The organism is Bacteroidota bacterium (assembly GCA_017303905.1).
In the GTDB taxonomy this organism is placed as follows: Bacteria; Bacteroidota; Bacteroidia; order B-17B0; family Aurantibacillaceae; genus JAHEYG01.
Genome location: JAFLBH010000004.1, coordinates 150,246 through 172,960, shown reverse-complemented (window position 1 = coordinate 172,960; position 22,715 = coordinate 150,246). Strand labels below are relative to the sequence as shown.

The window sequence follows — 22,715 nt, the reverse complement described above, 5'->3', positions numbered from 1 at the left end:
ATCCGGGGCTTTTTGTTTACTAACTTAGTTGCTTCTTAGTTCTAAATAATATCTGTTTGTTTGATATAGCGTTAAAATTAGTTTTCTGTTAGAAAACCTTTGTATCTTCCATTTAGCTTTGATACCTTCTGGTAAAAAAACATTTCTTTGACAGTTTTGTGTATTAAGGCTCACGCAAGAGTCCTTCGTTGAGTTTTTGTTATACTTTAAAGACGTGGTTTCTACAACCTCAAAATTTTCATCGTTGTCAGTAAAATTAGCTTGTAAGGAATAAAATCGATTTGTACAATGTGGCATTCCGGAATACTTACTTGGATGCATAGCCAAAAAGAAATTTTCCTTAAATTCTGAATAATTACCAAAGTTTATTAGTTCTGTTGAATCTATATCATTAACTTCATATTTAATTAATCGCCAATGTCGATTATTGTTTGATAATTTTTCGTCTATATTTCTAAAGATACCACCTTTGTTACAAGAAAATAAAAGAATTGAAACAGTAAAATATAAGGATATCTTCATGTTAAAACTACTTTATCACAATTACTTTCTCTCTGAAAGTTCTTCCGCTTAAGAAATAAATTCCGTTTTCCAATCCGCTAATTTCAACTCGGTAATCATTACTCTTATCCAGTTGTATGACGCGTACTTGTTGTCCGATGTCATTGTATAAAAACAATGTTTCCTCTTTCTCTCCGAAAATAATGAAATGCCCGTTACTTGGATTTGGAAAATATTTTACCGTGCCTTTGGTTGGTGTTAATTCATCTACACCACTCGTTGTGCACCATGTAATATTTACAGAAACCACACCTGCATTTAAATCAATATAAGGCGAAGAGGAAGGAGGCGTTAAATCACAGAATTTAAAGTTGCCTTTCATGTGGCCGCTGTTAGCTGATGTATCGCTTACGGTAAATGTTCCGGTGTTAGTGCCTTTAATAGTATCAGTATTGTACCAGCTGTCTAAAACCACCACATTTCCTCTGTTATCAAATCTAGCTGTGTTACCGGGCGTATAATTGTGAAAGTTTTTCGTTAAACGTACTTGTGCTCCAATTTGATTGGTAAATAAAACTTTATTCCACATGCTGCCTGTCATCACTAAAGAATCAACATTTGAATACGTTCCGTCATTAGTAAATGCATATCCACCATGGTAATTGTTATTGTTAAATGTTCCGCGGTTGGTGCTCCAGGTTACATTAATTCTTCCGCTATTGGATAAGGTTGCTCCCGGACCGTTAGTTAAACTATCGCCAATAATTTTTCCGTTAGCTGTATTTAAAAAATTAGCTGCCATATACATGCTGTCCATTGTAATCGTTCCATTATTGGTATAGGTTACTGAATTAGTCATGGCACTTACCGTAAAGCTTCCGTTATTGGAGTTTGTTCCTCCGGTTAATAATAAATATCTGAAATTTGCTTTGCCGTTATTTACAAAAGAACCTCCACTGAACCATAAATCGCGATTAGCACTGGCGTCTTGCATTAAGGCGCCGCTGTTATTGATGGTAACGCCTCCCGCCGTAAAACTCATACTGGTGTTTAAAGTTACCGTGTGATTAATAGTAACCGCATGTCCCATTAATGGTACACAGGTACAATTCCATGTTAATGGGTTTGTCCAGTTACCGTTGGTAATACTTGTAGCGGTTTGCGATTTAAAAGATGCTGATAAAAAAATCAGAACGAAGGATAGAGAAAAGTAAAGCTGTTTCATGTTTTGAATTTTGTTAAACAAATATAAGATAATAAGTGTTAATCCCAAATGTGATATAAATCAAATGATTAGTATTCATATTTAATCCACTGTTAAGAAAGATATAATCCATAAATTTGTCCTATGATTAATATAGAACCACCAAAGGAGATCATTCATCATTCGTCGGTATCGCCTGCTTTAAAAAGCATTGCCGATAAAGTATTTAATGGCGAGCGCATTACTTTTGATGAAGGCGTTACATTGTACAAAGAAGGCAGCTTAAGTTTTTTAGGAACTCTAGCCAATTTTGTGAGGGAGAAAAAAAGCGGCGATAAGGTTTTTTTTAATCGCAACTTTCACGTAGAGCCAACCAATATTTGTGTGTATTCCTGTGCGTTTTGTTCTTACTCACGTTTAATTAAGCAGCGCGAGCAAGGTTGGGAACTAAGCGTTGATCAAATTTTGGATATCATAAAAAAATACGACGGACAACCGGTAACCGAAGTGCATATTACTGGAGGTGTTGTTCCTAAGCAGGATTTCGCTTATTACACTGAGTTATTCAGAAGAATAAAACAACATCGTCCGGATTTACACATTAAAGCTTTAACACCGGTAGAGTATCATTACATTTTCAAAAAGGCGAAAATGACGTATGAAGAGGGAATGAAAGCTATGATGGAAGCAGGGTTAGATAGTATGCCGGGTGGTGGTGCCGAAATATTTGATAAAGACATTCGCGATAAAATTGCCGGAGGAAAATGTAGCGCCGAAGAATGGTTAGAAATTCATGAAGTGTGGCATAAATTAGGAAGACATTCTAATGCAACGATGTTGTATGGTCATATCGAAACTTTTGAGCACAGAATTGATCATATGGAACGTTTACGTCAATTACAGGATAAAACCAATGGCTTTAATGCATTTATTCCGCTTAAATTTCGTAATAAGGAAAATCAAATGAGCGATGTTCCTGAAGTTTCTGTTATAGAAGATTTGCGTAATTACGCGGTAGCAAGAATTTATTTGGATAATTTTCCGCATATCAAAGCTTATTGGGCCATGATTGGAAGAAATACAGCGCAACTCGCATTAAACTTTGGTGCGGATGATTTGGATGGTACAATTGATGACACCACTAAAATTTATAGCATGGCCGGTGCTGAGGAGCAATCTCCAAAACTTACGACACAACAATTAGTAGAATTAATCAAAGGAGTGGGGAAGCGTCCGGTTGAACGTGATACTCTTTACGGAATTGTTAAAGATTATTCTGAAACAACTTTCACAAACAATTAAATATTACTTTTGTCGACTTTATAAATTACTATGAAAAAATTAGCCGTATTATTTTTATTTGTGAGCTTTGGAATGCAAGCTCAAACAGAAGCAAAAAAGGATACTTCGTATTGGAAGAAAAGCGGATTCTTTGGATTGAATTTGGCGCAAACATCAGTGAGTAACTGGACCGGTGGCGGAGAAAACAATATTGCATTTTCAGGTTTGTTGAACTTAGAAGCTAATTATAAAAAGGATAAGCACGAATGGGTAAACCGATTCGATGGTCAGTATGGTATTGTAAAAATGGGTAATGCAAAAATTTGGCAGAAGAACGTTGACCAAATGTTCGCGATGAGCAAGTATAGCTTGTATGCGTTTAAAAAATATTGGTTTTATACTTTAATGGCCGATTTCCGTTCACAATTTTCGGATGGGTATAAATATTTTGATGATACGTTAAAAGTAGCTGTATCGCGTTTTGCATCGCCTGCATATATTCAGTTAGCATTAGGTTTAGACTTTAAACCGGCTGATTACTTTGTAGCAACGATTTCACCGGTAGCGGGTAAGGTTACAATGGTAACTGACCAGAATTTAGCAAATGCAGGTGAATTTGGTGTAGAGAAGGCTAAATACGATACTGCAGGCGTATTAGTAACACCGGGCCATAAATTCCGCTATGAGTTTGGGGGAAGACTTACTTTAAAGTTTAAGAAGGATCTTACTAAGCAATTGAGCTTAGATACTTACGCCGATTTTTTCTCTAATTACATGAAAGATCCACAAAACATAGATGTGGTATGGAATACTTTAGTAACATTGAAAATTACCAAGTTTTTTACAGCGACATTATCAACCAAGTTTTTATATGATCACGACGTAACCATTAAATACGATTGGAATAACGACGGAAAATTCGATCACAAAAACGATATTTTTGGTCCGCGTGCGCAAGTAATGAGTGTATACGGAATCGGATTTGGATACAAGTTTTAATTAAGTATAAAAAATTAAGTAAACGGATTTTCAGCAATGGAAATCCGTTTTTTTTTTAATCAATACCCTCCAGCCATCGGCTCAAGAAGCAATCTTGCACCTGATAATAACGGCCTTTTTCATCACGGGAAGCGATTACCATTTCTTTTTGTATAAGTGCATCAAGCGCGCGTTGAACGTTAGCAGGTGTTCCAATTTTATGTTCGCTTAGAAACTGTTTGGCTGTGGGGTGATAGACTTTTTCTTCTTTTGCGATAGCCTTCAATAAAATCCATTGCACCGGCGACAGAAGATTACGGTAGATATAGAAGGAGCTTTCATTTTCTGAAAGAATTTGTCCGCATTCATCGTGTACGTTTTCCAATTCAATTTCTTTATGTGCATTAAAAAAAATGCGTTTGCATAAAAATTGTGTATAATGCGTGTGGCAACGTGTCCAATCCAAAATAAAATCAATAGCCTCTTCGCTGATGGATTGTCCGTTGTTGTTAAACAACCAACCAATAAACATATTGTAATTCGTAGGTTTGATTGGGTTAAGCTGGATAAGGTCGGAGTTCGCGAAAAAAGTTTGGGTTTCGTTACCGGCAAGTTCGTTGAGAGCAAACTCATTGCTGCAGCAAAAAATGAAATTGATGCGTTTGAGTTTCTGAATGCTGTTTTGAAATAGTTGTAAAAAATCTTTATCGGGGTAATTAATGATTTGTTGAAAATCATCAATCACAATAAGTATTTTTTTATTGAGTTTATCGAGTGATTCGAGAACGGTGAGGAGTAATTGAGGACTTGAGCGATTAATGAGTAAATCAATGTTGTTGGATTTAATTTCTCTGAATTCTTTAACGATTTCCTGTAAAAGCAATTCGCTAAACTCGTCTATAGTAGAAGAAGCGTTTATATTAGCATATATACAATGGCGGTTGTTTTCGTTTTCGATGTGGCGTATAAACTGTTTAACCAAAGTGGTTTTACCAATTTGCCGCATGCCCAGTAAAATTGTATTCAGGTCCATTTGGGTGTTATTAAGGAGTTGTTTAAACTCTTCATCCCTCGGACAGAATTCGGCAGCGGGATTAAAATCGCCGGTATGGAAAGGATTTGGCATTACGTTGTGTTAAGAACCGCAAATATAAACATATTATATTATACATGATGTATAAATATATCGCTAAAACGTTTTAATTAAAAGTTCTTATTTCAAGCAATTACAAATCCTGCTTGCATTTTTTATAACTGTAAATCAAGTACATATAAAATAAAAGCCGATTTCTAAAATTATTTCAGATTTTTAGGTAAAATATTCTTGAAATTCTATTGTCACATTCAATTAATTATCTATCTTTGCCGTCCCTAATTTTAGGGAGGGGTATTTTCCCCAATGAAATTAAGAAGTAATTAAAGGTTTTAAAATGCCAACAATACAACAATTAGTAAGAAAAGGTCGCCATAAGGCACCTAACAAGAGCAAGTCGGCTGCATTGGATTCTTGTCCGCAGCGTCGTGGAGTTTGTACTCGTGTGTACACAACTACTCCTAAGAAGCCAAACTCAGCTATGCGTAAGGTAGCTAAGGTTCGTTTAACCAATAAGCAAGAGGTAATTGCTTACATTCCGGGAGAAGGTCACAATTTACAAGAGCACAGTATCGTATTAGTACGTGGTGGTCGTGTGAAGGATTTACCGGGTGTACGTTACCATATTGTACGTGGTACTTTAGATACTGCAGGTGTAGAAGGTCGTAAACAACAACGTTCTAAATACGGAACTAAGCGTCCTAAAGCGGGTGCTGCTGCTCCGGCTGCAAAAGGAAAAAAATAATATTTAAGTAAAAGACTATAATAAAATGAGAAAGTCAAAAGCTAAAAAAAGAGTATTGTTACCGGATCCAATTTTTAATGATGTAATGGTAACCCGCTTTTTAAATAACTTAATGTACGATGGTAAAAAGAATACCGCTTCTAAAATTTTCCACGAAGCTATAGGTATCGTTGCTAAACGTACAAGCGAAGATGGTTTAGAGGTTTGGAAAAAGGCAATCGCTAACGTAACGCCTCAAGTTGAAGTTCGTTCACGTCGTGTGGGTGGTGCAACTTTCCAGATTCCTTCTGAAATCCGTCCTGACCGCAAAATTTCTATGGCTATGAAATGGTTAATCTCTTACTCTCGTAAGCGTAACGAAAAATCAATGGCTCAGAAATTAGCTGGTGAAATCGTTGCAGCTTCTAAAGAAGAAGGTGCAGCTTTCAAAAAGAAAGAAGATACTCACAAAATGGCGGAAGCCAATAAAGCATTCTCACACTTCAGATTCTAATATAAAATGAGCGATTTAAAATATACAAGAAATATTGGTATTGCAGCCCACATTGATGCGGGTAAAACTACAACTACCGAGCGTATCCTTTACTATACTGGTGTAAACCATAAAATAGGTGAGGTACACGATGGTGCTGCTACTATGGACTGGATGGTTCAGGAGCAAGAGCGCGGTATTACTATTACTTCTGCTGCTACAACTTGTTTCTGGAATTACAGAGACAATAAATACAAAATTAACATTATCGATACTCCGGGTCACGTTGACTTTACCGTTGAGGTGAACCGTTCTTTACGTATCCTAGACGGATTAGTTTTCTTATTCTCTGCTGTTGATGGTGTAGAACCTCAATCAGAAACTAACTGGCGTTTAGCTGACGGTTACAATGTAACTCGTATCGGTTTCGTAAATAAAATGGACCGCCAGGGTGCTGACTTCTTAAACGTTGTTAAGCAAACAAAAGAAATTTTAGGTGGTAACGCAGTTCCTTTACAATTACCAATCGGTTCTGAAGATAACTTCAAAGGTGTAGTTGACTTAATCAACAACCGTGGAATGGTGTGGAATGAGCATGATAAAGGTATGACTTATGAAGTTGTTCCAATTCCTGCTGACATGGTGGATGAAGTAAATCATTGGAGAGAGAAAATGCTTGAAGCAGTTTCTGAATTCGATGATAAAATCATGGAGAAGTTTTTCGATGCTCCGGATACTATCACTGAGCGTGAAGTACTAGATGCATTACGTAAAGCTTGCGTAGCTAACAAAATCGTTCCAATGGTTTGTGGTTCATCTTTCAAAAACAAAGGTGTTCAAACCATGTTAGACTTAGTAATGGAATTAATGCCTTCTCCATTAGATAAGGAAAATATTAAAGGTACAAATCCTGATACAGGTGAAGAGGTAGTACGTAAACCAGACGCAAAAGATCCTTTCACTGCTTTAGCATTTAAAATTGCAACTGACCCATTCGTAGGTCGTCTTTGTTTCTTCCGTGCTTATTCCGGACGCTTAGATGCAGGTTCTTATGTGTTAAATACTCGTTCAGGTAATAAAGAGCGTATTTCTCGTATCTTCCAAATGCATGCTAACAAACAAAACCCAATCGAGTTTATCGAGGCTGGTGATATTGGTGCAGCAGTTGGTTTCAAGGATATTAAAACAGGTGATACTTTATGCGATGAGAAGAATCCAATCGTGTTAGAAGCGATGAACTTCCCAGAGCCGGTAATCGGTGTTGCTATTGAGCCAAAAACTCAAGGTGACTTAGACCGTTTAGGTGTTGCATTAAATAAATTAGCTGAAGAGGATCCAACTTTCCGTGTTAAAACGGATGAAGATTCAGGACAAACTATCATCAGCGGTATGGGTGAGCTTCACTTAGAAATTATCGTTGACCGTTTACGTCGTGAGTTTAAAGTGGAAGTTAACCAAGGTGCTCCTCAGGTAGCATACAAAGAGGCAGTAACAGGTACAGTTGAACACCGTGAGGTTTATAAGAAACAAACCGGTGGTCGTGGTAAATTCGCTGATATTAAAGTTGAATTAGGTCCTGTTGATGCAGACTTCGATAACTCTAAATCTGATTTACAATTCGTAAATGAAATTACAGGTGGTAACATTCCTCGCGAATTTATTCCTGCAGTTGAAAAAGGATTTAAAGCTTCATTAAACAATGGTGTATTAGCAGGATATCCGTTAGTAGGATTGAAAGTTGTGTTAACTGACGGTTCTTACCACGCGGTTGACTCTGATGCATTATCGTTTGAGATTTGTGCTCGTAACGCTTTCCGTGAAGCGTTAGGAAAATGTAAGCCGGTGTTATTAGAGCCAATCATGAAGATTGAAGTAATTACTCCTGAGCAAAACATGGGTGATGTGGTAGGTGACTTAAACCGTCGTCGTGGCCAAATCGAAGGTATGGATAGCAAAGGAACTTCACAGGTAGTAAAAGCAAAAGTTCCATTATCTGAAATGTTTGGTTACGTTACTCAATTACGTACGTTAACTTCAGGTCGTGCATCTTCAACAATGGAGTTTTCTCACTACTCAGAAACACCAAACAATATCGCAGCTGATGTAATTGCAAAAGCTAAAGGAAAAGCAGAAAAAGTTTAATAATTAGGATTTTGATATAAAATGAGCCAAAGAATCAGAATAAAACTAAAATCATACGATTTCAACTTAGTTGATAAGTCAGCAGAGAAAATCGTTAAGACTGTAAAATCTACAGGTGCTGTAGTAAATGGTCCAATTCCATTGCCTACTCACAAGCGTATTTTCACAGTATTAAAATCGCCACACGTTAACAAGAAAGCACGTGATCAGTTCGAATTATGCTCTTACAAGCGTTTATTAGACATCTACAGCTCTTCTTCTAAAACTGTTGATGCGTTAATGAAACTTGAATTACCTAGCGGTGTTGAGGTTGAAATTAAGGTTTAACAGAGGTAGGCGAATAAAGATTATATAATAATTAAGAATAATAAATAAAAACAAAATAAAATGTCTGGAATAATTGGTAAAAAAATCGGAATGACCAGTTTCTTCGATGCCAATGGTAAGTATGTACCATGCACAGTAATTGAAGCGGGTCCTTGCGTTGTGACGCAAGTAAAAACCAATGAGAAAGACGGATATTCAGCTTTACAACTATCATTCGACGAGAAGAAAGAAAAAAACACATCGTCAGCAATGAAGGGGCACTTTGCATTAGCAAAAACAACTCCAAAGCGTAAAGTAGTTGAGTTCCGTTCTTTTGAGGAAGCAAAAAATTTAGGTGATGTTATCACTGTTGACTTATTCGTAGAAGGCGATTTCGTTGATGTGGTTGGTACATCAAAAGGTAAAGGTTTTCAAGGTGTAGTAAAGCGTCATGGCTTTAGCGGTGTTGGTGGAAGTTCACACGGTCAGCACGATCGTCAAAGAGCTCCTGGTTCATTAGGTGCATCATCAGATCCTTCACGCGTATTACCTGGTAAACGCATGGGTGGTAGAACAGGTGGTAACCGTAAGAAAGTTCAAAACCTTGAAGTAGTAAAAATAATGGCAGACAAGAATGTAATCCTGATAAAAGGTTCTGTTCCTGGTGCTAAGGGGTCTTACGTTTTAATTGAGAAGTAATCATGCAAGTAGAAGTATTAAACATAAGCGGCAAAAAGACAGCTAAGAAAGTTGAATTAACTGATTCAATCTTCGGTGCTGAGCCAAATGATCATAGTATTTATCTTGATGTTAAGCATTATTTAGCTAACCAACGTCAGGGTACACATAAATCAAAAGAACGTGCTGAAATCGCTCGTACAACTAAAAAGTTGAAGCGTCAAAAAGGTACCGGTGGTGCTCGTGCAGGTTCTATGAAATCGCCATTATTTATTGGTGGTGGCCGCGCATTTGGTCCACGTCCTCGCGATTACTCTTTCAAATTAAATAAAAAGGTAAAAGCTTTAGCACGTATCTCTGCTTTAACTTATAAAGCAAAAGATAATGCTATCACAGTGTTAGAAGATTTCTCTTTCGAGGCTCCAAAAACTAAGAGCTACATCGATTTGATGAAAAACTTAAACATGACTGATAAGAAGACTTTATTAGTATTAGGTACTGCAAATAGTAACGTGTATTTATCATCTCGTAATCTTCCAAAGGCGAAGGTTGTTAACGCAGCTGATTTGAACACTTACGATATTTTAAATGCCGAGAACGTAATCTTATCTGAGAGCTCAGTAAAAGTTATTGAAACAATTTTAAATAAGTAAAATGGGAATTTTAGTTAAGCCTATCATCACTGAAAAAATGACTGCACAAGCCGAAAAATTAAATCGCTATGGCTTTGTTGTGGATAAAACGGCTAATAAATTAGAGATTAAAGATGCGGTAGAAAAAATGTACAATGTTAAAGTTGCTTCAGTAAACACTCAGCAATACATTGGAAAAGTGAAGGTGCGTAACACAACACGCGGTATGGCTGTTGGTCGCGTAAGCCGTCACAAAAAAGCTATCGTTACTTTAAAACAAGGCGAGGTAATTGATTTTTACGCTAGTATTTAATTAAGAAAAACGAATTACAATGGGATTAAAAAAATTCAGACCGCTAACTCCTAGCTTACGCTTCAAAATAGCGTCAGACAACTCTGATATTACTACTGATAAACCTGAAAAGAGTTTAGTTACCAGTACAAAATCGAGTGGAGGCCGTAACAATACAGGTAAAATGACAATGCGCTATATTGGCGGTGGTCATAAAAAACAATACCGTATTATAGATTTCAAACGTGAAAAAGACGGAATCGAAGGAACAGTTAAAACTGTTGAGTACGATCCAAACCGTACTGCACGTATTGCATTAGTTGTTTACAAAGATGGTGAGAAGCGTTATATCATCGCTCCACAAGGCTTAAAAGTTGGACAAAAAGTTATGTCCGGTTCAAAAGCTACTCCTGAAGTTGGAAACACTTTGTTTTTATCAGATGTTCCATTAGGTACAATCATTCATAACATTGAGTTACGTCCGGGTCAAGGTGCAGCATTAGCTCGCAGCGCCGGTTCTTATGCTCAGTTAACTGCTCGTGAAGGAAAATACGCAGTGTTGCGTATGCCTTCAGGTGAATTACGTATGATTTTGATTACATGTAAAGCTACCATCGGTGCTGTATCTAATCCTGATCATAACTTAGAAGTTCACGGTAAAGCAGGTCGTAAACGTTGGTTAGGTGTACGTCCGCGTACAAGGCCAGTGGCAATGAACCCGGTTGATCATCCAATGGGTGGTGGTGAAGGTCGTGCTTCAGGTGGTCACCCACGTTCACGTAAGGGCTTACCAGCAAAAGGCTTTAAGACTCGTTACAAGTCAAAAGCTTCTAACAAACACATTATTGAAAGAAGAAAAAAATAATTAATTAACGTTTAATGGTGGCGAGCTAGCCTCGACATTCAAAACCAAAAAAAAATAACAATGGCAAGATCATTAAAAAAAGGACCCTTTATCGACCACAATTTGGCTGGTAAAGTTGACAAAATGAACGCTGGCGGAAAGAAGTCGGTTATTAAAACCTGGGCTCGTCGCTCAACTATTCCACCAGAATTTGTAGGACATACATTTGCAGTACATAACGGTGCAAAATTTATTCCGGTTTATGTAACTGAAAACATGGTAGGACATAAATTAGGAGAATTTGCTCCAACGCGTGTGTTTAAAGGACATGCCGGTCACAATAAAGGAGCTGCAGCTGCAAAAAAATAATTATTAAGTATTAAGATAAATTTCCATGGGAAAAAGAAAAAGATTAGTAGCGGACAAGCGTAAAGAGGCGAACAAAACAACTTATTTCGCCAAATTAAACAATTGTCCAACATCACCTCGTAAAATGCGCCAAGTGGCCGATTTAGTAAGAGGTATGGATGTATACAAAGCTTTAAGCGTATTAAAATTCAATACCCGCGAAGCATCAGGTCGTTTAGAAAAATTATTGAAGTCTGCCATTGCTAATTATGAAGCAAAAACAGGTCAGCGTCCTGACGATGATACATTGTTTGTAAAAGAAATTATGGTTGACAGCGCTATGGCTGTGAAACGTTTACGCACAGCGCCTCAAGGCCGCGGATATCGTATCAGAAAGCGTTCTAATCACGTAACTTTAGTAATTGACACAAAAAATTAAAAAATAAGAAATGGGACAAAAAGTTAATCCGATAGGTATTCGTTTAGGCATCGTTAAGGGCTGGGATTCTAACTGGTTTGGAGGTAAAGATTACTCTGACAAATTAGTTGAAGACGAAAAAATCAGAACCTATTTAAAAGCTCGTTTAGCAAAAGGAAGTATTTCTAAAATTGTTATCGAGAGAACATTAAAGTTAGTTACTGTAACTATCAATACAGCTCGTCCGGGTATCATCATCGGTAAGGGAGGTAAAGAAGTTGATAAGTTGAAAGAAGAGTTAAAGAAATTAACTAAGAAAGAAGTTCAAATCAACATCTTCGAAATTAAGCGTCCTGAATTAGATGCACGCTTAGTTGCTGATAGCATTGCTCGCCAGATTGAAGGACGTATCTCTTTCCGTCGTGCCGCTAAAATGGCAATGGCTTCTACAATGCGTATGGGCGCCGAAGGTATCAAGATAAAAGTTTCCGGCCGTTTGGGCGGTGCCGAGATGGCTCGTACAGAAGGTTACAAAGAAGGGCGTACTCCGTTACATACGCTTCGTGCCGATATCGACTATGCAGTTGCTGAAGCACACACTTCTTATGGCCGTATTGGTGTAAAAGTTTGGATTTGCAATGGTGAGGTTTATGGTAAGCGCGATTTATCGCCTAACATTGGTCTTGCAAAAGAGAAAAAAGGTCCGGCTACGCCAAAATTCGGTGGTGGAAAGAAAAAGGGTAAGAGAGAAGACAAGTAATAGAGCAAAGCTTTATTAAAAAATTAAAAAAGGTTTAATAAATAAAGAGTTTATAAAATGTTACAACCAAAAAGAACGAAGTTCAGGAAATCGCAAAAAATGAAAATGAAAGGCAACGCCAAGCGTGGCGATCAATTAGCCTTTGGTTCATTTGGTATTAAAGCTCAAGAAGGCTGCTGGGTAACAGCTCGTCAAATTGAAGCTGCTCGTATCGCCATCACACGTTTTATGAAACGTGAAGGTCAGGTATGGATTCGCGTGTTCCCTGATAAACCAATCACTCGCAAACCGGCTGAGGTACGTATGGGTAAAGGTAAAGGTGCTCCAGAATATTGGGTAGCTCCTGTTAAACCAGGCCGTATTTTATTTGAGGCAGAAGGTGTACCAATGGATGTTGCTAAGGAAGCATTACGTTTGGCAGCACAAAAGTTACCGGTAGTTACCAAATTTGTAGTAAGAAGAGATTACACTGCTAACGAAGCATAAAACGAAGCAAAATGAAAAACAAAGACATTATGGCTTTATCCGATGCAGAATTATTGGATAAAATTAAAGAAGAAAAAGCCGCATTAGGCAAATTAAAAGTGAATCACAATGTTTCTCCAATCGAGAATCCAATTACGATTCGTAATGCGCGCAAAACAATTGCCCGTTTGGCAACTGAAGCAACAAAACGTAAAAAAGCATCAAAATAATTAAGCTTTACCTAAAATGGAAAGAAATTTAAGAAAAGAAAAAACCGGTGTTGTTACCAGCAATAAAATGAATAAATCTATTGTTGTGGCAGTAATGCGTAAAGTAAAACACCCGAAGTACGGTAAATTCGTAAACAAAACTTCTAAGTTCGTTGCACACGACGAGAAAAACGAATGCAGTATTGGCGATACCGTTCGTATTATGGAAACACGTCCGTTAAGCAAAACCAAAAACTGGCGCTTAGTTGAAATAATTGAAAAAGTAAAATAATTTATTGGTTATATCTTAAAAATTAAATTAAAATGATACAAAACGAATCAAGATTAACCGTAGCCGATAACAGCGGTGCTAAAGAGGTACTGGTTATTCGTGTATTAGGTGGTACTCGTAAGCGTTACGCTTCAATTGGCGATAAAGTGGTAGTTACCGTTAAGCATGCTTTACCTTCAGGAAACGTAAAAAAAGGTACAGTTAGTAAAGCTGTAATCGTTAGAACAAGAAAAGAAATCCGTCGTAATGATGGTTCTTATATCCGTTTCGATGATAACGCAGTTGTGTTGTTAAACAACACCGATGAAATTCGCGGTACCCGTATTTTCGGTCCGGTAGCTCGTGAATTACGCGATAAACAATTTATGAAAATTATATCATTAGCACCAGAAGTGCTTTAAACAATAGTTGAGGTCATGTCAAAATTAAAATTAAAAAAAGGTGATACTGTAAGAGTGATTTCCGGAGAGGCGAGAGGCCAGGAAGGTAAAATCATTTCTATCGACACGAAAAAATCACGTGTATTGGTAGAAGGTGTTAATATGATTAGCAAGCACAGTAAACCAAACGCTAAAAATCCTAATGGTGGTATCACTAAGCAGGAAGGTTCAATCCACATTTCAAACGTAATGTTTGTTGAAGGTGGCAAAACAACCCGTATTGGTCGTCAGGTTGACGAAAAAACAAAGAAAATAGTACGTATCTCTAAAAAAACTAAGGAGGTAATTAAATAATGGCAACAAAAACGTATCAACCAAGATTAAAGAGCAAATACAGCTCTGAAATTGTAAATAATTTAAAAAATCAATTTCAGTATAAAACTGTAATGCAAGTTCCGAAATTGGAAAAAATCTGTATTAACCAAGGTATTGGTGATGCAGTATCGGATAAAAAAATGATTGAAGCGGCATTGAAAGAAATGACCACAATTACCGGTCAAAAAGCAGTGCCTACTCACTCTACAAAAGATATCTCAAACTTTAAATTACGTAAGGGTGTTGCCATTGGTGTACGCGTTACATTACGTGGCGATAAAATGTATGAGTTCCTAGATAGATTAGTAGCTTCAGCATTACCTCGTATCCGTGATTTTAAAGGTATCAACAATAAAGGTTTTGATGGTCGTGGTAACTATACATTAGGTATCACCGAGCAAATTATCTTCCCTGAAATTGATATCGATAAAGTAACAAAAATCAATGGTATGGATATTACTTTCGTTACATCAGCTCCAACTGATAAGGAAGCTATGGCATTGTTAACTGAATTTGGATTACCATTTAAAAAATAATATAAGCTAAAAGATGGCAAAAGAATCAATGAAGGCCCGTGAGGCCAAACGTAAAAAGTTAGCGGAAAAATACGCAGCTAAACGTGAAGAACTAAAAAAGGCTGGAAACTACGATGCTTTACAAAAGCTTCCTAAAAATTCATGTCCGGTTAGAGGTCGTAACCGTTGTAAATTAACGGGCCGTCCGCGCGGTTATATGCGTCAATTCGGTGTAAGCCGTGTTACATTCCGCGAAATGGTTTTATTTGGTTTAATCCCTGGTTTAACCAAATCTAGCTGGTAATAAAAAGAGTATTAATATAATTATCCTGCGTGCGGGATAACATATAAAACAAATAAAAATGACAGATTCAATATCAGATTACCTAACACGCGTAAGAAACGCGATTAAGGCCAACCACAGAATTGTAGAAGTTCCTGCTTCTAATTTGAAAAAAGAAATTACAAAAATTCTTTTCGAAAAAGGTTATATCCTAAACTATAAGTTTGAGGAAAACGATAAAAAACAGGGTACAATTAAAATCGCATTAAAATACCATCCGGTAACTAAGATTTCAGCGATCCGATCATTAGATCGTATCTCTTCTCCGGGTTTACGTAAGTATACAGGTGCTGCATCAATGCCACGTGTATTAAACGGAATGGGTATCGCTATCATTTCTACTTCTAAAGGTGTAATGACTGATAAAGAAGCTAAGAATCAAAATGTGGGCGGCGAAGTTTTATGTTATGTTTCTTAATCTAAAATAAGGAGGAAATTAGTCATGTCACGTATAGGAAAAGCACCGATAACAATACCACAAGGAGTGGAAGTAAGTGTTGCCAATGGATTGGTAACCGTTAAAGGTAAAAAAGGAACATTAACTCAAAAGGTTGATTCGGATATTGATGTTAAAGTTGACAATGGTACAATCACTGTATCTCGTCCAACTGATCACAAACGTCACCGTTCATTACATGGTTTATACCGCGCATTAATCGCTAATATGATTAAAGGTGTAAACGAAGGATATAAAACAGAGCAGGAATTAGTAGGTGTAGGTTACCGTGCATCAAACAAGGGTCAATTATTAGAATTGTCTTTAGGTTATTCACATAACATCACTTTCGATTTACCGGTAGAGGTAAAGGTTACCACTACAGCTGAAAAAGGTGCAAACCCAAAAATTATTTTGGAATCTGCAGACAAACAGTTAATCGGATTAGTAGCTGCAAAAATTCGTTCGTTACGTAAACCTGAACCATACAAAGGAAAAGGTATCAAGTTTACTGGTGAGATTTTACGTCGTAAGGCAGGTAAATCAGCAGCTAAAAAATAATTAAATTAATGTTAATCATCTTAAAAAAATTGAAAAGATGGCACTGAATAAAGAACAAAGAAGACAAAGAATTAAATACAGAATTCGTAAAACCGTAAAAGGTTCAAACGAGTCTCCACGCTTGTGTGTATTTCGTAGTAACGCTGAAATTTATGCTCAGTTAATCGACGATAAAGCCGGCAAAACTTTAATTTCTGCAGGTACCAATGATAAATCAATTAAGTCGGCTAAAGTAAGCAAGTCTGAACAAGCTAAATTAGTTGGTAAGTTAATCGCCGAGAAAGCAATTTCTGGCGGAATCAGCGAAGTGAAATTTGACCGTAATGGTTTCTTATACCATGGCCGTGTTAAATCATTAGCAGAAGGCGCACGCGAAGGCGGACTTAAATTTTAATTAGTAATAAAAACTTTAAACGAATAAAATGTCAACAGAAGTTGTTAAAAGAGTAAAATCAAGCGACATCGAACTAAAAGATAAATTAGTTGCTGTACAGCGTGTAACCAAGGTTACCAAAGGTGGTCGCCACTTTAGTTTTGCTGCTATCGTTGTAGTAGGAAACGAAAAAGGTGTAGTAGGCCAGGGCTTAGGTAAAGCTAACGAGGTAACTGATGCTATCACTAAAGGTATCGAAGATGCTAAAAAGAGCTTGGTAAAAGTACCGGTATTAAACGGAACTGTGCCTCATGCACAGGAAGGTAAATTTGGCGGTGCTCGCGTGTTCTTAAAGCCTGCTGCTCACGGTACCGGAGTAATTGCCGGTGGTGCGATGCGTGCTGTATTAGAAAGCGTTGGTATTACCGATGTATTAGCAAAATCTAAAGGTTCATCTAACCCTCACAACGTGGTTAAAGCAACTTTAGATGCGTTAGTGAAAATGCGTGATCCAATTACAGTGGCTCACCAAAGAGGTATTTCTTTAGATAAAGTGTTTAACGGATAATAGTATTGTTATGGCTAAAGTAAAAATTACATTGGTAAAAGGTACATCTAAGCGTTCACCTGCTCAAAGAGCAACGTTGGTGGCTTTAGGTTTTAAAAAATCGTACCAGACCCTTGAAAAGGAATTAAATCCTGCGGTTCAAGGTCAGATTAATGCTGTGAAGCACATGTTAAAAATTGAAACTATTTAATATATTTTAAAATGAAATTAAGCGGATTAAAACCAGCAAATGGTTCTGTAAAAAATAACTACCGTCGCGGTCGCGGACAAGGTTCTGGTGGTGGTGGAACTGCAACTCGCGGTCATAAAGGTGCTCAGTCACGTTCAGGTTACTCTTCAAAGCGTGGTTTTGAAGGTGGTCAGATGCCTTTACAACGTCGTATTCCAAAATTCGGTTTCAAAAACATTAACCGTATTGATTACAACGGAATTAATTTAGATAGCATCCAAAAATTAGTTGACAAAACTAAAGTAAGTGAAATTAATTTGGATGTTTTAATTAAAAACGGAATGGCTTCTAAGAATGATTTAGTTAAAATCTTAGGCCGTGGCGAATTAAAATCTAAAGTAACTATTTCAGCTCATGCTTTTACTGCAACTGCAAAAAAAGCAATTGAAGAAAAAGGTGGTTCAGTAACAACTTTAAAATAATTTATGAAGCGTTTTATAGATACACTTCAAAACATCTGGAAAATAGAGGAGCTAAGAGCTAGAATTCTTACCACCCTGGGGTTGGTATTAATTTATCGCCTTGGTTCTTATGTTGTGCTTCCTGGTGTAAACTCAGCTGTTCTTAACGAGGCTCAAGAGTCGGGGTCGCAAGACGGAATTATTGGTTTAATCAATATTTTCGCGGGCGGTGCTTTCTCACGTGCTTCTGTATTCGGTTTGGGTATTATGCCTTATATCACAGCATCCATTATTATCCAGTTGTTAGGTATGGCTGTGCCATATTTTCAAAAATTACAACGTGATGGCGAAAGCGGTCGTAAAAAAATCAATCAGTATACACGTTTCTTAACCATCGCTGTAACTGCGGTTCAATGTCCGGGTTATTTAGCTACTCAGGTTTACAACATTCCTGGAGCGGTTGTATTAGACGGAACTTGGTTCATGATTCAGTCTACTATGATTCTCGTAACCGGTACCATGTTTGTAATGTGGTTAGGAGAGCGTATTACTGATAAAGGTATCGGAAACGGTATTTCTTTAATCATTATGATTGGTATTATCTCCCGCTTACCATTCGCTATCACTTCTGAATTTGGTTCTCGTTTACAAAGTTCAGGTGGTGGATTGATCATGTTCTTATTAGAAATCGTTTTCTTATTATTCATCATCATAGGAAGTATTATGTTGGTTCAGGGTACTCGTCGTATTCCGGTTCAGTTTGCTAAGAAGATTGTTGGAAATAAGCAATACGGCGGTGTTCGTCAGTACATTCCTTTAAAGGTGAATGCTGCAGGTGTAATGCCAATCATCTTTGCTCAAGCTATTATGTTCATTCCTGCGGCTATTACAGGTTTTGCCGGTAATGCAGGAGGCGTATTCACTGAGCGTTATGGTTTCTGGTATAACCTTGTATTCGCGGTATTAATTATTCTCTTTACCTATTTCTACACAGCAATTATGGTTAACCCTAATCAATTGGCTGATGATATGAAGAAAAACGGCGGTTTTATTCCTGGGGTTAAACCTGGTAAGAAAACAGCTGAGTTCATTGATCAGGTAATGAGCCGTATTACACTTCCTGGGTCAATTTTCCTTGCGGCGGTGGCTATTTTACCTGCTATTGCTATGCAATTAGGTATTAACAGTGCTTTTGCTGATTTCTACGGAGGAACTTCATTATTGATCTTAGTAGGGGTAGTATTAGATACATTACAACAAATTGAGACCTATTTATTGAACCGTCATTATGATGGATTAATGAAGTCTGGTCGAATTAAAGGACGTGGCGCTAATGCCATGATGGTACAACAAGGCTAAGATATGGCGAAACAGGCAAACATAGAGGTTGACGGAACCATTATCGAATCTTTGAGTAACGCCATGTTCAGGGTAGAGTTAGAGAACGGGCACGTAGTAATTGCGCATATTTCCGGTAAAATGCGTATGCACTATATTAAAATTTTAACCGGGGATAAGGTAAGATTGGAAATGAGTCCATACGACCTTACAAAAGCAAGAATTACATTCAGATATAAATAATTAAACTAATAACTGATGAAAGTTAGAGCATCCATAAAGAAAAGAAGCAGCGAATGCAAAATTGTTCGCCGTAAAGGAAAATTGTACGTAATCAACAAGAAAAACCCAAAATTCAAACAAAGACAAAGATAATTTTTGTACCTTTGCAAACCTTTTTAAAAAATTAAGATAAAAATGGCACGTATTTCAGGTATTGACTTACCAAAAAACAAAAGAGGAGTGATAGGATTAACCTACATTTTCGGTATTGGCCCAAGCACCGCAAAAAAAATATTGGACAATGCAGGTATCTCGCATGACAAAAAAGTGAGCGAATGGACTGACGATGAGCAAAATGCGATTCGTAACTTCATTAACTCTAACTTTAAAGTAGAGGGTGCTTTGCGCTCTGAAGTTCAGTTAAACATTAAGCGTTTAGTGGATATCGGAACTTTCCGTGGAATCCGTCACCGTAACGGTTTACCGGTTCGTGGTCAGCGTACTAAAACAAACGCTCGTACCCGTAAAGGTCGTCGTAAGACAATTGCCAACAAGAAAATGGCTACTAAATAATAATTAAAATTTAAGAAAAAGATATAAAATGGCAAAACAACAAGCTACCGCCGCCACAGGAAAAGCAGCCGCACGTAAACGTGTTGTAAAAGTTGACGCTGCAGGCGAAGCACATATCAATGCTACATTCAATAACATTATCATCTCTTTAACTAATATTGCAGGTCAAGTTATTTCTTGGTCATCTGCAGGTAAAATGGGTTTCAGAGGTTCTAAGAAAAACACACCTTATGCTGCGCAAATGGCAGCACAAGATTGTTCTAAAGTTGCTTTTGATGCAGGTTTACGTAAAGTAAAAGTGTATGTAAAAGGTCCGGGTGCAGGACGTGAGTCAGCAATCCGTTCTATTGCAGCTGCAGGAATCGAAGTATCTGAAATTGTAGATATCACTCCAATTCCTCACAATGGTTGTCGCCCTCCAAAGCGTCGCCGCGTTTAATAGTAAATAACAGCCAGCCGCGAGTGAGCAAAGTAAACCTCACGGTTTGGAGCTGGTAATCTACAGGGTTATCAGCTTAAATAATAAACAACAAAAAACAATTATTTAAAATGGCAAGGTACACAGGTCCCAAATCCAAAATCGCCCGTAAATTCAAGGAGCCAATCTTCGGTCCTGATAAGGCGTTAGAAAAAAAGAATTACCCTCCGGGGCAACATGGTTTAGCAAAAAAACGTGCTAAACAATCAGAGTATGCTATCCAGTTAATGGAGAAGCAAAAAGCAAAATACACTTACGGTATTTTAGAGCGTCAGTTTGCGAAAATTTTCGATAAGGCTGCACGTTCACATGGTATTACCGGTGAGGTATTATTGCAATTAATCGAATCTCGTATTGATAACGTTGTTTACCGTTTAGGAATTGCTCCTAGCCGTCGTGCAGCGCGTCAATTAGTTTCTCATGCTCATATCACTGTAAACGGAAGCGTTGTAAACGTTCCTTCTTACACTTTAAAGCCAGGTGATGTAGTAGGTGTTCGCGAGAAATCTCAATCATTAGAAGCTATCGTAAATTCATTAGCCGGCCAGGTTAACAAATACCCATGGTTGGATTTTGATAAGAATACAATGAGCGGCAAATTCATTAGCCGTCCTGAGCGTTCACAGATTCCTGAAAACATTAAGGAACAGTTGATCGTCGAATTGTACTCTAAATAATCTTTTTGAACTTATTTAATAACCTTAAATATATTGTATAAATGGCAATTTTAAATTTCGTAAAGCCCGATAAAGTAATAATGATTAACTCTACTGAGACAGAAGGTCAGTTTGAATTCCGTCCGTTAGAGCCAGGTTTCGGTATTACCATCGGTAACGCGTTACGCCGTATCTTATTATCATCACTCGAAGGTTATGCTATTACTAGCATTCGCGTAGAAGGTGTTGATCATGAATTTTCAACCATTAAAGGTGTGGCTGAAGATGTAACTGAAATCATCCTGAACTTAAAACAAGTTCGCTTCAAAAAACAATTAGACAACCACGATAACGAAAAGATTGTTGTACATTTTGCAGGTGCCGATAAATTTACTGCCGGTGATATCGCAAAATATGTAAACGGTTTCCAAATTTTAAATCCTGATTTAGTAATTTTCAATTGCGATCCTTCAGTACGTTTAAAAATTGAATTAACTGTTGAAAAAGGCCGTGGTTATGTTCCTGCTGAAGAAAACAGAACTAACAGCGCACCTAACGGAACTATCTTCATCGATTCTATTTACACTCCAATTAAGAATGTAAAATATACCATCGAGAACTATCGTGTGGAGCAAAAAACTGACTACGAGCGTTTAATTTTAGACATCGTATCTGACGGTTCAATTCACCCGAAAGAAGCATTAAAAGAAGCAGCTAAAATCTTAATCTTCCACTTCATGTTATTCTCTGACGAGAAAATTACATTAGATACTGAAGATAAGAAGAGCGAAGAAGAATTTGATGAAACATCATTACACATGCGTCAGTTATTAAAAACTAAGCTTGTTGATATGGATTTATCAGTTCGTGCTTTGAACTGCTTAAAGGCTGCTGATGTTGAAACATTAGGTGAACTAGTAGCATTCAACAAAAACGACCTTTTAAAGTTCCGCAACTTCGGTAAGAAATCATTAACAGAATTAGAAGACTTAGTATCTGCTAAAGGCTTACAATTCGGAATGAATGTTGCAAAATATAAATTGGATAAAGACTAATAATTTGATTAAAGAATTCTTTAATCGTAAATAGAATTTAAAATGAGACACGGAGATAAAATAAATAACTTAGGCCGCACCAGCTCTCACCGTAAGGCGTTATTAAGCAATTTAGCTTGCGCATTAATTGAGAACAAGCGTATTTTTACAACATTAGCGAAAGCAAAAGCTTTACGTTTATTTGTTGAGCCTATCATTACAAAAAGTAAGAGCGACACGACTCACAGTCGTCGTATGGCTTTCGCAAGCTTAAAAAATAAGGAAGCTGTTTCTGCATTGTTTAAGGATATCGCAGGAAAAGTAGCAGACCGTAAAGGTGGTTACACACGTATCATCAAAACCGGAAACCGTCAGGGTGATGCTGCTGAAATGGCAATGATTGAATTAGTAGACTTCAACGAACTTTACACTAGTGGTAAAGGATCAGCAGTTAAAGCTGAGAAGAAAACAACACGTCGTAGCCGCAGCACTTCTAAAAAGAAAGCAGAAGGCGGAGCTGAAGAAACAAAATCAGAAGAATAATAATTCTTTTAAGCAATATAAAAAGCCGTG

The 22,715-nt window shown here is 37.3% G+C and carries 37 protein-coding genes; 34 read left to right on the top strand and 3 right to left on the bottom strand.

The genetic code is table 11. The features are described 5' to 3' along the window. Positions 1 to 24 precede the first annotated feature (24 nt). A complete protein-coding gene (locus J0L69_14150) occupies positions 25 to 522 on the bottom strand; it encodes a hypothetical protein (GenBank protein MBN8694332.1) in 498 nt (165 codons plus the stop codon). A 7-nt stretch (positions 523 to 529) separates the two neighbouring features. Then, complete coding sequence (locus tag J0L69_14145; GenBank protein MBN8694331.1) at positions 530 to 1,726, bottom strand: T9SS type A sorting domain-containing protein; 1,197 nt, start codon at positions 1,724 to 1,726, stop codon at positions 530 to 532. Between the two features lie 123 nt (positions 1,727 to 1,849). Between J0L69_14145 and mqnE the strand changes: the two genes are divergently transcribed. Together mqnE and J0L69_14135 are read left to right on the top strand one after the other, a co-directional pair. Continuing rightward, positions 1,850 to 3,007 (top strand): aminofutalosine synthase MqnE, encoded by a 1,158-nt coding sequence (gene mqnE, locus J0L69_14140; protein MBN8694330.1) that lies wholly within the window; start codon positions 1,850 to 1,852, stop codon positions 3,005 to 3,007. Positions 3,008 to 3,037: 30 nt separating this feature from the next. Then, positions 3,038 to 3,985 carry a DUF3078 domain-containing protein gene (locus J0L69_14135; protein ID MBN8694329.1) on the top strand — a complete coding sequence of 316 codons (948 nt, stop codon included), beginning with the start codon at positions 3,038 to 3,040 and terminating at the stop codon, positions 3,983 to 3,985. Between the two features lie 55 nt (positions 3,986 to 4,040). Here J0L69_14135 and J0L69_14130 read toward each other — a convergent pair whose 3' ends face one another. Beyond that, positions 4,041 to 5,090 (bottom strand): AAA family ATPase, encoded by a 1,050-nt coding sequence (locus J0L69_14130; protein MBN8694328.1) that lies wholly within the window; start codon positions 5,088 to 5,090, stop codon positions 4,041 to 4,043. A 304-nt stretch (positions 5,091 to 5,394) separates the two neighbouring features. Here J0L69_14130 and J0L69_14125 point away from each other — a divergent pair, with 304 nt between their 5' ends. The 32 genes from J0L69_14125 to rplQ all read left to right on the top strand — a co-directional run bounded on the left by J0L69_14125 (position 5,395) and on the right by rplQ (position 22,685). Beyond that, the gene (locus tag J0L69_14125; protein MBN8694327.1) at positions 5,395 to 5,802 is read left to right on the top strand and encodes a 30S ribosomal protein S12; all 408 of its coding nucleotides are present in this window, start codon (positions 5,395 to 5,397) and stop codon (positions 5,800 to 5,802) included. Between the two features lie 25 nt (positions 5,803 to 5,827). Next, positions 5,828 to 6,295 carry a 30S ribosomal protein S7 gene (gene rpsG, locus J0L69_14120; protein MBN8694326.1) on the top strand — a complete coding sequence of 156 codons (468 nt, stop codon included), beginning with the start codon at positions 5,828 to 5,830 and terminating at the stop codon, positions 6,293 to 6,295. Positions 6,296 to 6,301: 6 nt separating this feature from the next. Next, positions 6,302 to 8,416, top strand: coding sequence for an elongation factor G (fusA, locus tag J0L69_14115; GenBank protein MBN8694325.1), 2,115 nt, complete (start codon positions 6,302 to 6,304; stop codon positions 8,414 to 8,416). Between the two features lie 21 nt (positions 8,417 to 8,437). Beyond that, a complete protein-coding gene (gene rpsJ / locus J0L69_14110) occupies positions 8,438 to 8,743 on the top strand; it encodes a 30S ribosomal protein S10 (protein ID MBN8694324.1) in 306 nt (101 codons plus the stop codon). A 60-nt stretch (positions 8,744 to 8,803) separates the two neighbouring features. Continuing rightward, positions 8,804 to 9,421 (top strand): 50S ribosomal protein L3, encoded by a 618-nt coding sequence (gene rplC, locus J0L69_14105; protein ID MBN8694323.1) that lies wholly within the window; start codon positions 8,804 to 8,806, stop codon positions 9,419 to 9,421. Between the two features lie 2 nt (positions 9,422 to 9,423). Beyond that, the gene (rplD, locus tag J0L69_14100; protein MBN8694322.1) at positions 9,424 to 10,053 is read left to right on the top strand and encodes a 50S ribosomal protein L4; all 630 of its coding nucleotides are present in this window, start codon (positions 9,424 to 9,426) and stop codon (positions 10,051 to 10,053) included. Position 10,054: 1 nt separating this feature from the next. Beyond that, positions 10,055 to 10,345 carry a 50S ribosomal protein L23 gene (gene rplW / locus J0L69_14095; GenBank protein ID MBN8694321.1) on the top strand — a complete coding sequence of 97 codons (291 nt, stop codon included), beginning with the start codon at positions 10,055 to 10,057 and terminating at the stop codon, positions 10,343 to 10,345. 19 nt (positions 10,346 to 10,364) lie between these two features. Next, positions 10,365 to 11,189, top strand: coding sequence for a 50S ribosomal protein L2 (gene rplB / locus J0L69_14090; protein ID MBN8694320.1), 825 nt, complete (start codon positions 10,365 to 10,367; stop codon positions 11,187 to 11,189). Positions 11,190 to 11,249: 60 nt separating this feature from the next. Then, positions 11,250 to 11,537 (top strand): 30S ribosomal protein S19, encoded by a 288-nt coding sequence (gene rpsS, locus J0L69_14085; protein MBN8694319.1) that lies wholly within the window; start codon positions 11,250 to 11,252, stop codon positions 11,535 to 11,537. Positions 11,538 to 11,562: 25 nt separating this feature from the next. Next, positions 11,563 to 11,955 (top strand): 50S ribosomal protein L22, encoded by a 393-nt coding sequence (gene rplV / locus J0L69_14080; GenBank protein MBN8694318.1) that lies wholly within the window; start codon positions 11,563 to 11,565, stop codon positions 11,953 to 11,955. Positions 11,956 to 11,965: 10 nt separating this feature from the next. Next, a complete protein-coding gene (gene rpsC / locus J0L69_14075; GenBank protein ID MBN8694317.1) occupies positions 11,966 to 12,694 on the top strand; it encodes a 30S ribosomal protein S3 in 729 nt (242 codons plus the stop codon). 57 nt (positions 12,695 to 12,751) lie between these two features. Then, on the top strand, positions 12,752 to 13,180 hold the full coding sequence (gene rplP / locus J0L69_14070) for a 50S ribosomal protein L16 (GenBank protein MBN8694316.1): 429 nt from the start codon (positions 12,752 to 12,754) through the stop codon (positions 13,178 to 13,180). A gap of 11 nt (positions 13,181 to 13,191) precedes the next feature. Beyond that, complete coding sequence (gene rpmC, locus J0L69_14065) at positions 13,192 to 13,389, top strand: 50S ribosomal protein L29 (GenBank protein ID MBN8694315.1); 198 nt, start codon at positions 13,192 to 13,194, stop codon at positions 13,387 to 13,389. A gap of 16 nt (positions 13,390 to 13,405) precedes the next feature. Further along, positions 13,406 to 13,660, top strand: a complete 255-nt coding sequence (rpsQ, locus tag J0L69_14060; protein ID MBN8694314.1) for a 30S ribosomal protein S17 — start codon at positions 13,406 to 13,408, stop codon at positions 13,658 to 13,660. Between the two features lie 32 nt (positions 13,661 to 13,692). Next, positions 13,693 to 14,061, top strand: coding sequence for a 50S ribosomal protein L14 (gene rplN / locus J0L69_14055; GenBank protein ID MBN8694313.1), 369 nt, complete (start codon positions 13,693 to 13,695; stop codon positions 14,059 to 14,061). 15 nt (positions 14,062 to 14,076) lie between these two features. Next, positions 14,077 to 14,394: a 50S ribosomal protein L24 gene (gene rplX / locus J0L69_14050; protein MBN8694312.1), complete on the top strand. Its 318-nt coding sequence runs from the start codon at positions 14,077 to 14,079 to the stop codon at positions 14,392 to 14,394. Continuing rightward, positions 14,394 to 14,951 (top strand): 50S ribosomal protein L5, encoded by a 558-nt coding sequence (gene rplE, locus J0L69_14045; protein MBN8694311.1) that lies wholly within the window; start codon positions 14,394 to 14,396, stop codon positions 14,949 to 14,951. Before rplX ends, rplE begins: the two co-directional genes overlap by 1 nt. A 13-nt stretch (positions 14,952 to 14,964) precedes the next feature. Beyond that, the gene (gene rpsN, locus J0L69_14040; GenBank protein MBN8694310.1) at positions 14,965 to 15,234 is read left to right on the top strand and encodes a 30S ribosomal protein S14; all 270 of its coding nucleotides are present in this window, start codon (positions 14,965 to 14,967) and stop codon (positions 15,232 to 15,234) included. A 58-nt stretch (positions 15,235 to 15,292) separates the two neighbouring features. Next, on the top strand, positions 15,293 to 15,691 hold the full coding sequence (rpsH, locus tag J0L69_14035; GenBank protein MBN8694309.1) for a 30S ribosomal protein S8: 399 nt from the start codon (positions 15,293 to 15,295) through the stop codon (positions 15,689 to 15,691). A gap of 24 nt (positions 15,692 to 15,715) precedes the next feature. Then, complete coding sequence (rplF, locus tag J0L69_14030) at positions 15,716 to 16,270, top strand: 50S ribosomal protein L6 (protein ID MBN8694308.1); 555 nt, start codon at positions 15,716 to 15,718, stop codon at positions 16,268 to 16,270. Positions 16,271 to 16,307: 37 nt separating this feature from the next. Further along, positions 16,308 to 16,664: a 50S ribosomal protein L18 gene (locus tag J0L69_14025; GenBank protein ID MBN8694307.1), complete on the top strand. Its 357-nt coding sequence runs from the start codon at positions 16,308 to 16,310 to the stop codon at positions 16,662 to 16,664. 28 nt (positions 16,665 to 16,692) lie between these two features. Continuing rightward, positions 16,693 to 17,211 carry a 30S ribosomal protein S5 gene (gene rpsE / locus J0L69_14020; protein ID MBN8694306.1) on the top strand — a complete coding sequence of 173 codons (519 nt, stop codon included), beginning with the start codon at positions 16,693 to 16,695 and terminating at the stop codon, positions 17,209 to 17,211. Between the two features lie 10 nt (positions 17,212 to 17,221). Beyond that, positions 17,222 to 17,401 (top strand): 50S ribosomal protein L30, encoded by a 180-nt coding sequence (gene rpmD, locus J0L69_14015; protein ID MBN8694305.1) that lies wholly within the window; start codon positions 17,222 to 17,224, stop codon positions 17,399 to 17,401. 11 nt (positions 17,402 to 17,412) lie between these two features. Beyond that, positions 17,413 to 17,862, top strand: a complete 450-nt coding sequence (rplO, locus tag J0L69_14010; GenBank protein ID MBN8694304.1) for a 50S ribosomal protein L15 — start codon at positions 17,413 to 17,415, stop codon at positions 17,860 to 17,862. A 3-nt stretch (positions 17,863 to 17,865) separates the two neighbouring features. After that, complete coding sequence (gene secY / locus J0L69_14005; GenBank protein MBN8694303.1) at positions 17,866 to 19,200, top strand: preprotein translocase subunit SecY; 1,335 nt, start codon at positions 17,866 to 17,868, stop codon at positions 19,198 to 19,200. 3 nt (positions 19,201 to 19,203) lie between these two features. Then, positions 19,204 to 19,422 (top strand): translation initiation factor IF-1, encoded by a 219-nt coding sequence (infA, locus tag J0L69_14000; GenBank protein ID MBN8694302.1) that lies wholly within the window; start codon positions 19,204 to 19,206, stop codon positions 19,420 to 19,422. 15 nt (positions 19,423 to 19,437) lie between these two features. Further along, positions 19,438 to 19,554, top strand: a complete 117-nt coding sequence (rpmJ, locus tag J0L69_13995; protein MBN8694301.1) for a 50S ribosomal protein L36 — start codon at positions 19,438 to 19,440, stop codon at positions 19,552 to 19,554. Between the two features lie 42 nt (positions 19,555 to 19,596). After that, the gene (gene rpsM / locus J0L69_13990; protein MBN8694300.1) at positions 19,597 to 19,974 is read left to right on the top strand and encodes a 30S ribosomal protein S13; all 378 of its coding nucleotides are present in this window, start codon (positions 19,597 to 19,599) and stop codon (positions 19,972 to 19,974) included. 28 nt (positions 19,975 to 20,002) lie between these two features. Continuing rightward, complete coding sequence (gene rpsK / locus J0L69_13985; GenBank protein ID MBN8694299.1) at positions 20,003 to 20,413, top strand: 30S ribosomal protein S11; 411 nt, start codon at positions 20,003 to 20,005, stop codon at positions 20,411 to 20,413. A 110-nt stretch (positions 20,414 to 20,523) separates the two neighbouring features. Further along, positions 20,524 to 21,129: a 30S ribosomal protein S4 gene (gene rpsD, locus J0L69_13980; protein ID MBN8694298.1), complete on the top strand. Its 606-nt coding sequence runs from the start codon at positions 20,524 to 20,526 to the stop codon at positions 21,127 to 21,129. Positions 21,130 to 21,170: 41 nt separating this feature from the next. Beyond that, positions 21,171 to 22,163, top strand: coding sequence for a DNA-directed RNA polymerase subunit alpha (locus tag J0L69_13975; protein ID MBN8694297.1), 993 nt, complete (start codon positions 21,171 to 21,173; stop codon positions 22,161 to 22,163). Positions 22,164 to 22,205: 42 nt separating this feature from the next. Beyond that, positions 22,206 to 22,685 (top strand): 50S ribosomal protein L17, encoded by a 480-nt coding sequence (rplQ, locus tag J0L69_13970; protein MBN8694296.1) that lies wholly within the window; start codon positions 22,206 to 22,208, stop codon positions 22,683 to 22,685. Positions 22,686 to 22,715: the final 30 nt, after the last annotated feature.

Bases quoted from the DNA above. Each gene is read 5' to 3' on its own strand.
- J0L69_14150 (MBN8694332.1), bottom strand. From the start codon at position 522: ATGAAGATATCCTTATATTTTACTGTTTCAATTCTTTTATTTTCTTGT.
- J0L69_14145 (MBN8694331.1), bottom strand. From the start codon at position 1,726: ATGAAACAGCTTTACTTTTCTCTATCCTTCGTTCTGATTTTTTTATCA.
- mqnE (MBN8694330.1), top strand. From the start codon at position 1,850: ATGATTAATATAGAACCACCAAAGGAGATCATTCATCATTCGTCGGTA.
- J0L69_14135 (MBN8694329.1), top strand. From the start codon at position 3,038: ATGAAAAAATTAGCCGTATTATTTTTATTTGTGAGCTTTGGAATGCAA.
- J0L69_14130 (MBN8694328.1), bottom strand. From the start codon at position 5,090: ATGCCAAATCCTTTCCATACCGGCGATTTTAATCCCGCTGCCGAATTC.
- J0L69_14125 (MBN8694327.1), top strand. From the start codon at position 5,395: ATGCCAACAATACAACAATTAGTAAGAAAAGGTCGCCATAAGGCACCT.
- rpsG (MBN8694326.1), top strand. From the start codon at position 5,828: ATGAGAAAGTCAAAAGCTAAAAAAAGAGTATTGTTACCGGATCCAATT.
- fusA (MBN8694325.1), top strand. From the start codon at position 6,302: ATGAGCGATTTAAAATATACAAGAAATATTGGTATTGCAGCCCACATT.
- rpsJ (MBN8694324.1), top strand. From the start codon at position 8,438: ATGAGCCAAAGAATCAGAATAAAACTAAAATCATACGATTTCAACTTA.
- rplC (MBN8694323.1), top strand. From the start codon at position 8,804: ATGTCTGGAATAATTGGTAAAAAAATCGGAATGACCAGTTTCTTCGAT.
- rplD (MBN8694322.1), top strand. From the start codon at position 9,424: ATGCAAGTAGAAGTATTAAACATAAGCGGCAAAAAGACAGCTAAGAAA.
- rplW (MBN8694321.1), top strand. From the start codon at position 10,055: ATGGGAATTTTAGTTAAGCCTATCATCACTGAAAAAATGACTGCACAA.
- rplB (MBN8694320.1), top strand. From the start codon at position 10,365: ATGGGATTAAAAAAATTCAGACCGCTAACTCCTAGCTTACGCTTCAAA.
- rpsS (MBN8694319.1), top strand. From the start codon at position 11,250: ATGGCAAGATCATTAAAAAAAGGACCCTTTATCGACCACAATTTGGCT.
- rplV (MBN8694318.1), top strand. From the start codon at position 11,563: ATGGGAAAAAGAAAAAGATTAGTAGCGGACAAGCGTAAAGAGGCGAAC.
- rpsC (MBN8694317.1), top strand. From the start codon at position 11,966: ATGGGACAAAAAGTTAATCCGATAGGTATTCGTTTAGGCATCGTTAAG.
- rplP (MBN8694316.1), top strand. From the start codon at position 12,752: ATGTTACAACCAAAAAGAACGAAGTTCAGGAAATCGCAAAAAATGAAA.
- rpmC (MBN8694315.1), top strand. From the start codon at position 13,192: ATGAAAAACAAAGACATTATGGCTTTATCCGATGCAGAATTATTGGAT.
- rpsQ (MBN8694314.1), top strand. From the start codon at position 13,406: ATGGAAAGAAATTTAAGAAAAGAAAAAACCGGTGTTGTTACCAGCAAT.
- rplN (MBN8694313.1), top strand. From the start codon at position 13,693: ATGATACAAAACGAATCAAGATTAACCGTAGCCGATAACAGCGGTGCT.
- rplX (MBN8694312.1), top strand. From the start codon at position 14,077: ATGTCAAAATTAAAATTAAAAAAAGGTGATACTGTAAGAGTGATTTCC.
- rplE (MBN8694311.1), top strand. From the start codon at position 14,394: ATGGCAACAAAAACGTATCAACCAAGATTAAAGAGCAAATACAGCTCT.
- rpsN (MBN8694310.1), top strand. From the start codon at position 14,965: ATGGCAAAAGAATCAATGAAGGCCCGTGAGGCCAAACGTAAAAAGTTA.
- rpsH (MBN8694309.1), top strand. From the start codon at position 15,293: ATGACAGATTCAATATCAGATTACCTAACACGCGTAAGAAACGCGATT.
- rplF (MBN8694308.1), top strand. From the start codon at position 15,716: ATGTCACGTATAGGAAAAGCACCGATAACAATACCACAAGGAGTGGAA.
- J0L69_14025 (MBN8694307.1), top strand. From the start codon at position 16,308: ATGGCACTGAATAAAGAACAAAGAAGACAAAGAATTAAATACAGAATT.
- rpsE (MBN8694306.1), top strand. From the start codon at position 16,693: ATGTCAACAGAAGTTGTTAAAAGAGTAAAATCAAGCGACATCGAACTA.
- rpmD (MBN8694305.1), top strand. From the start codon at position 17,222: ATGGCTAAAGTAAAAATTACATTGGTAAAAGGTACATCTAAGCGTTCA.
- rplO (MBN8694304.1), top strand. From the start codon at position 17,413: ATGAAATTAAGCGGATTAAAACCAGCAAATGGTTCTGTAAAAAATAAC.
- secY (MBN8694303.1), top strand. From the start codon at position 17,866: ATGAAGCGTTTTATAGATACACTTCAAAACATCTGGAAAATAGAGGAG.
- infA (MBN8694302.1), top strand. From the start codon at position 19,204: ATGGCGAAACAGGCAAACATAGAGGTTGACGGAACCATTATCGAATCT.
- rpmJ (MBN8694301.1), top strand. From the start codon at position 19,438: ATGAAAGTTAGAGCATCCATAAAGAAAAGAAGCAGCGAATGCAAAATT.
- rpsM (MBN8694300.1), top strand. From the start codon at position 19,597: ATGGCACGTATTTCAGGTATTGACTTACCAAAAAACAAAAGAGGAGTG.
- rpsK (MBN8694299.1), top strand. From the start codon at position 20,003: ATGGCAAAACAACAAGCTACCGCCGCCACAGGAAAAGCAGCCGCACGT.
- rpsD (MBN8694298.1), top strand. From the start codon at position 20,524: ATGGCAAGGTACACAGGTCCCAAATCCAAAATCGCCCGTAAATTCAAG.
- J0L69_13975 (MBN8694297.1), top strand. From the start codon at position 21,171: ATGGCAATTTTAAATTTCGTAAAGCCCGATAAAGTAATAATGATTAAC.
- rplQ (MBN8694296.1), top strand. From the start codon at position 22,206: ATGAGACACGGAGATAAAATAAATAACTTAGGCCGCACCAGCTCTCAC.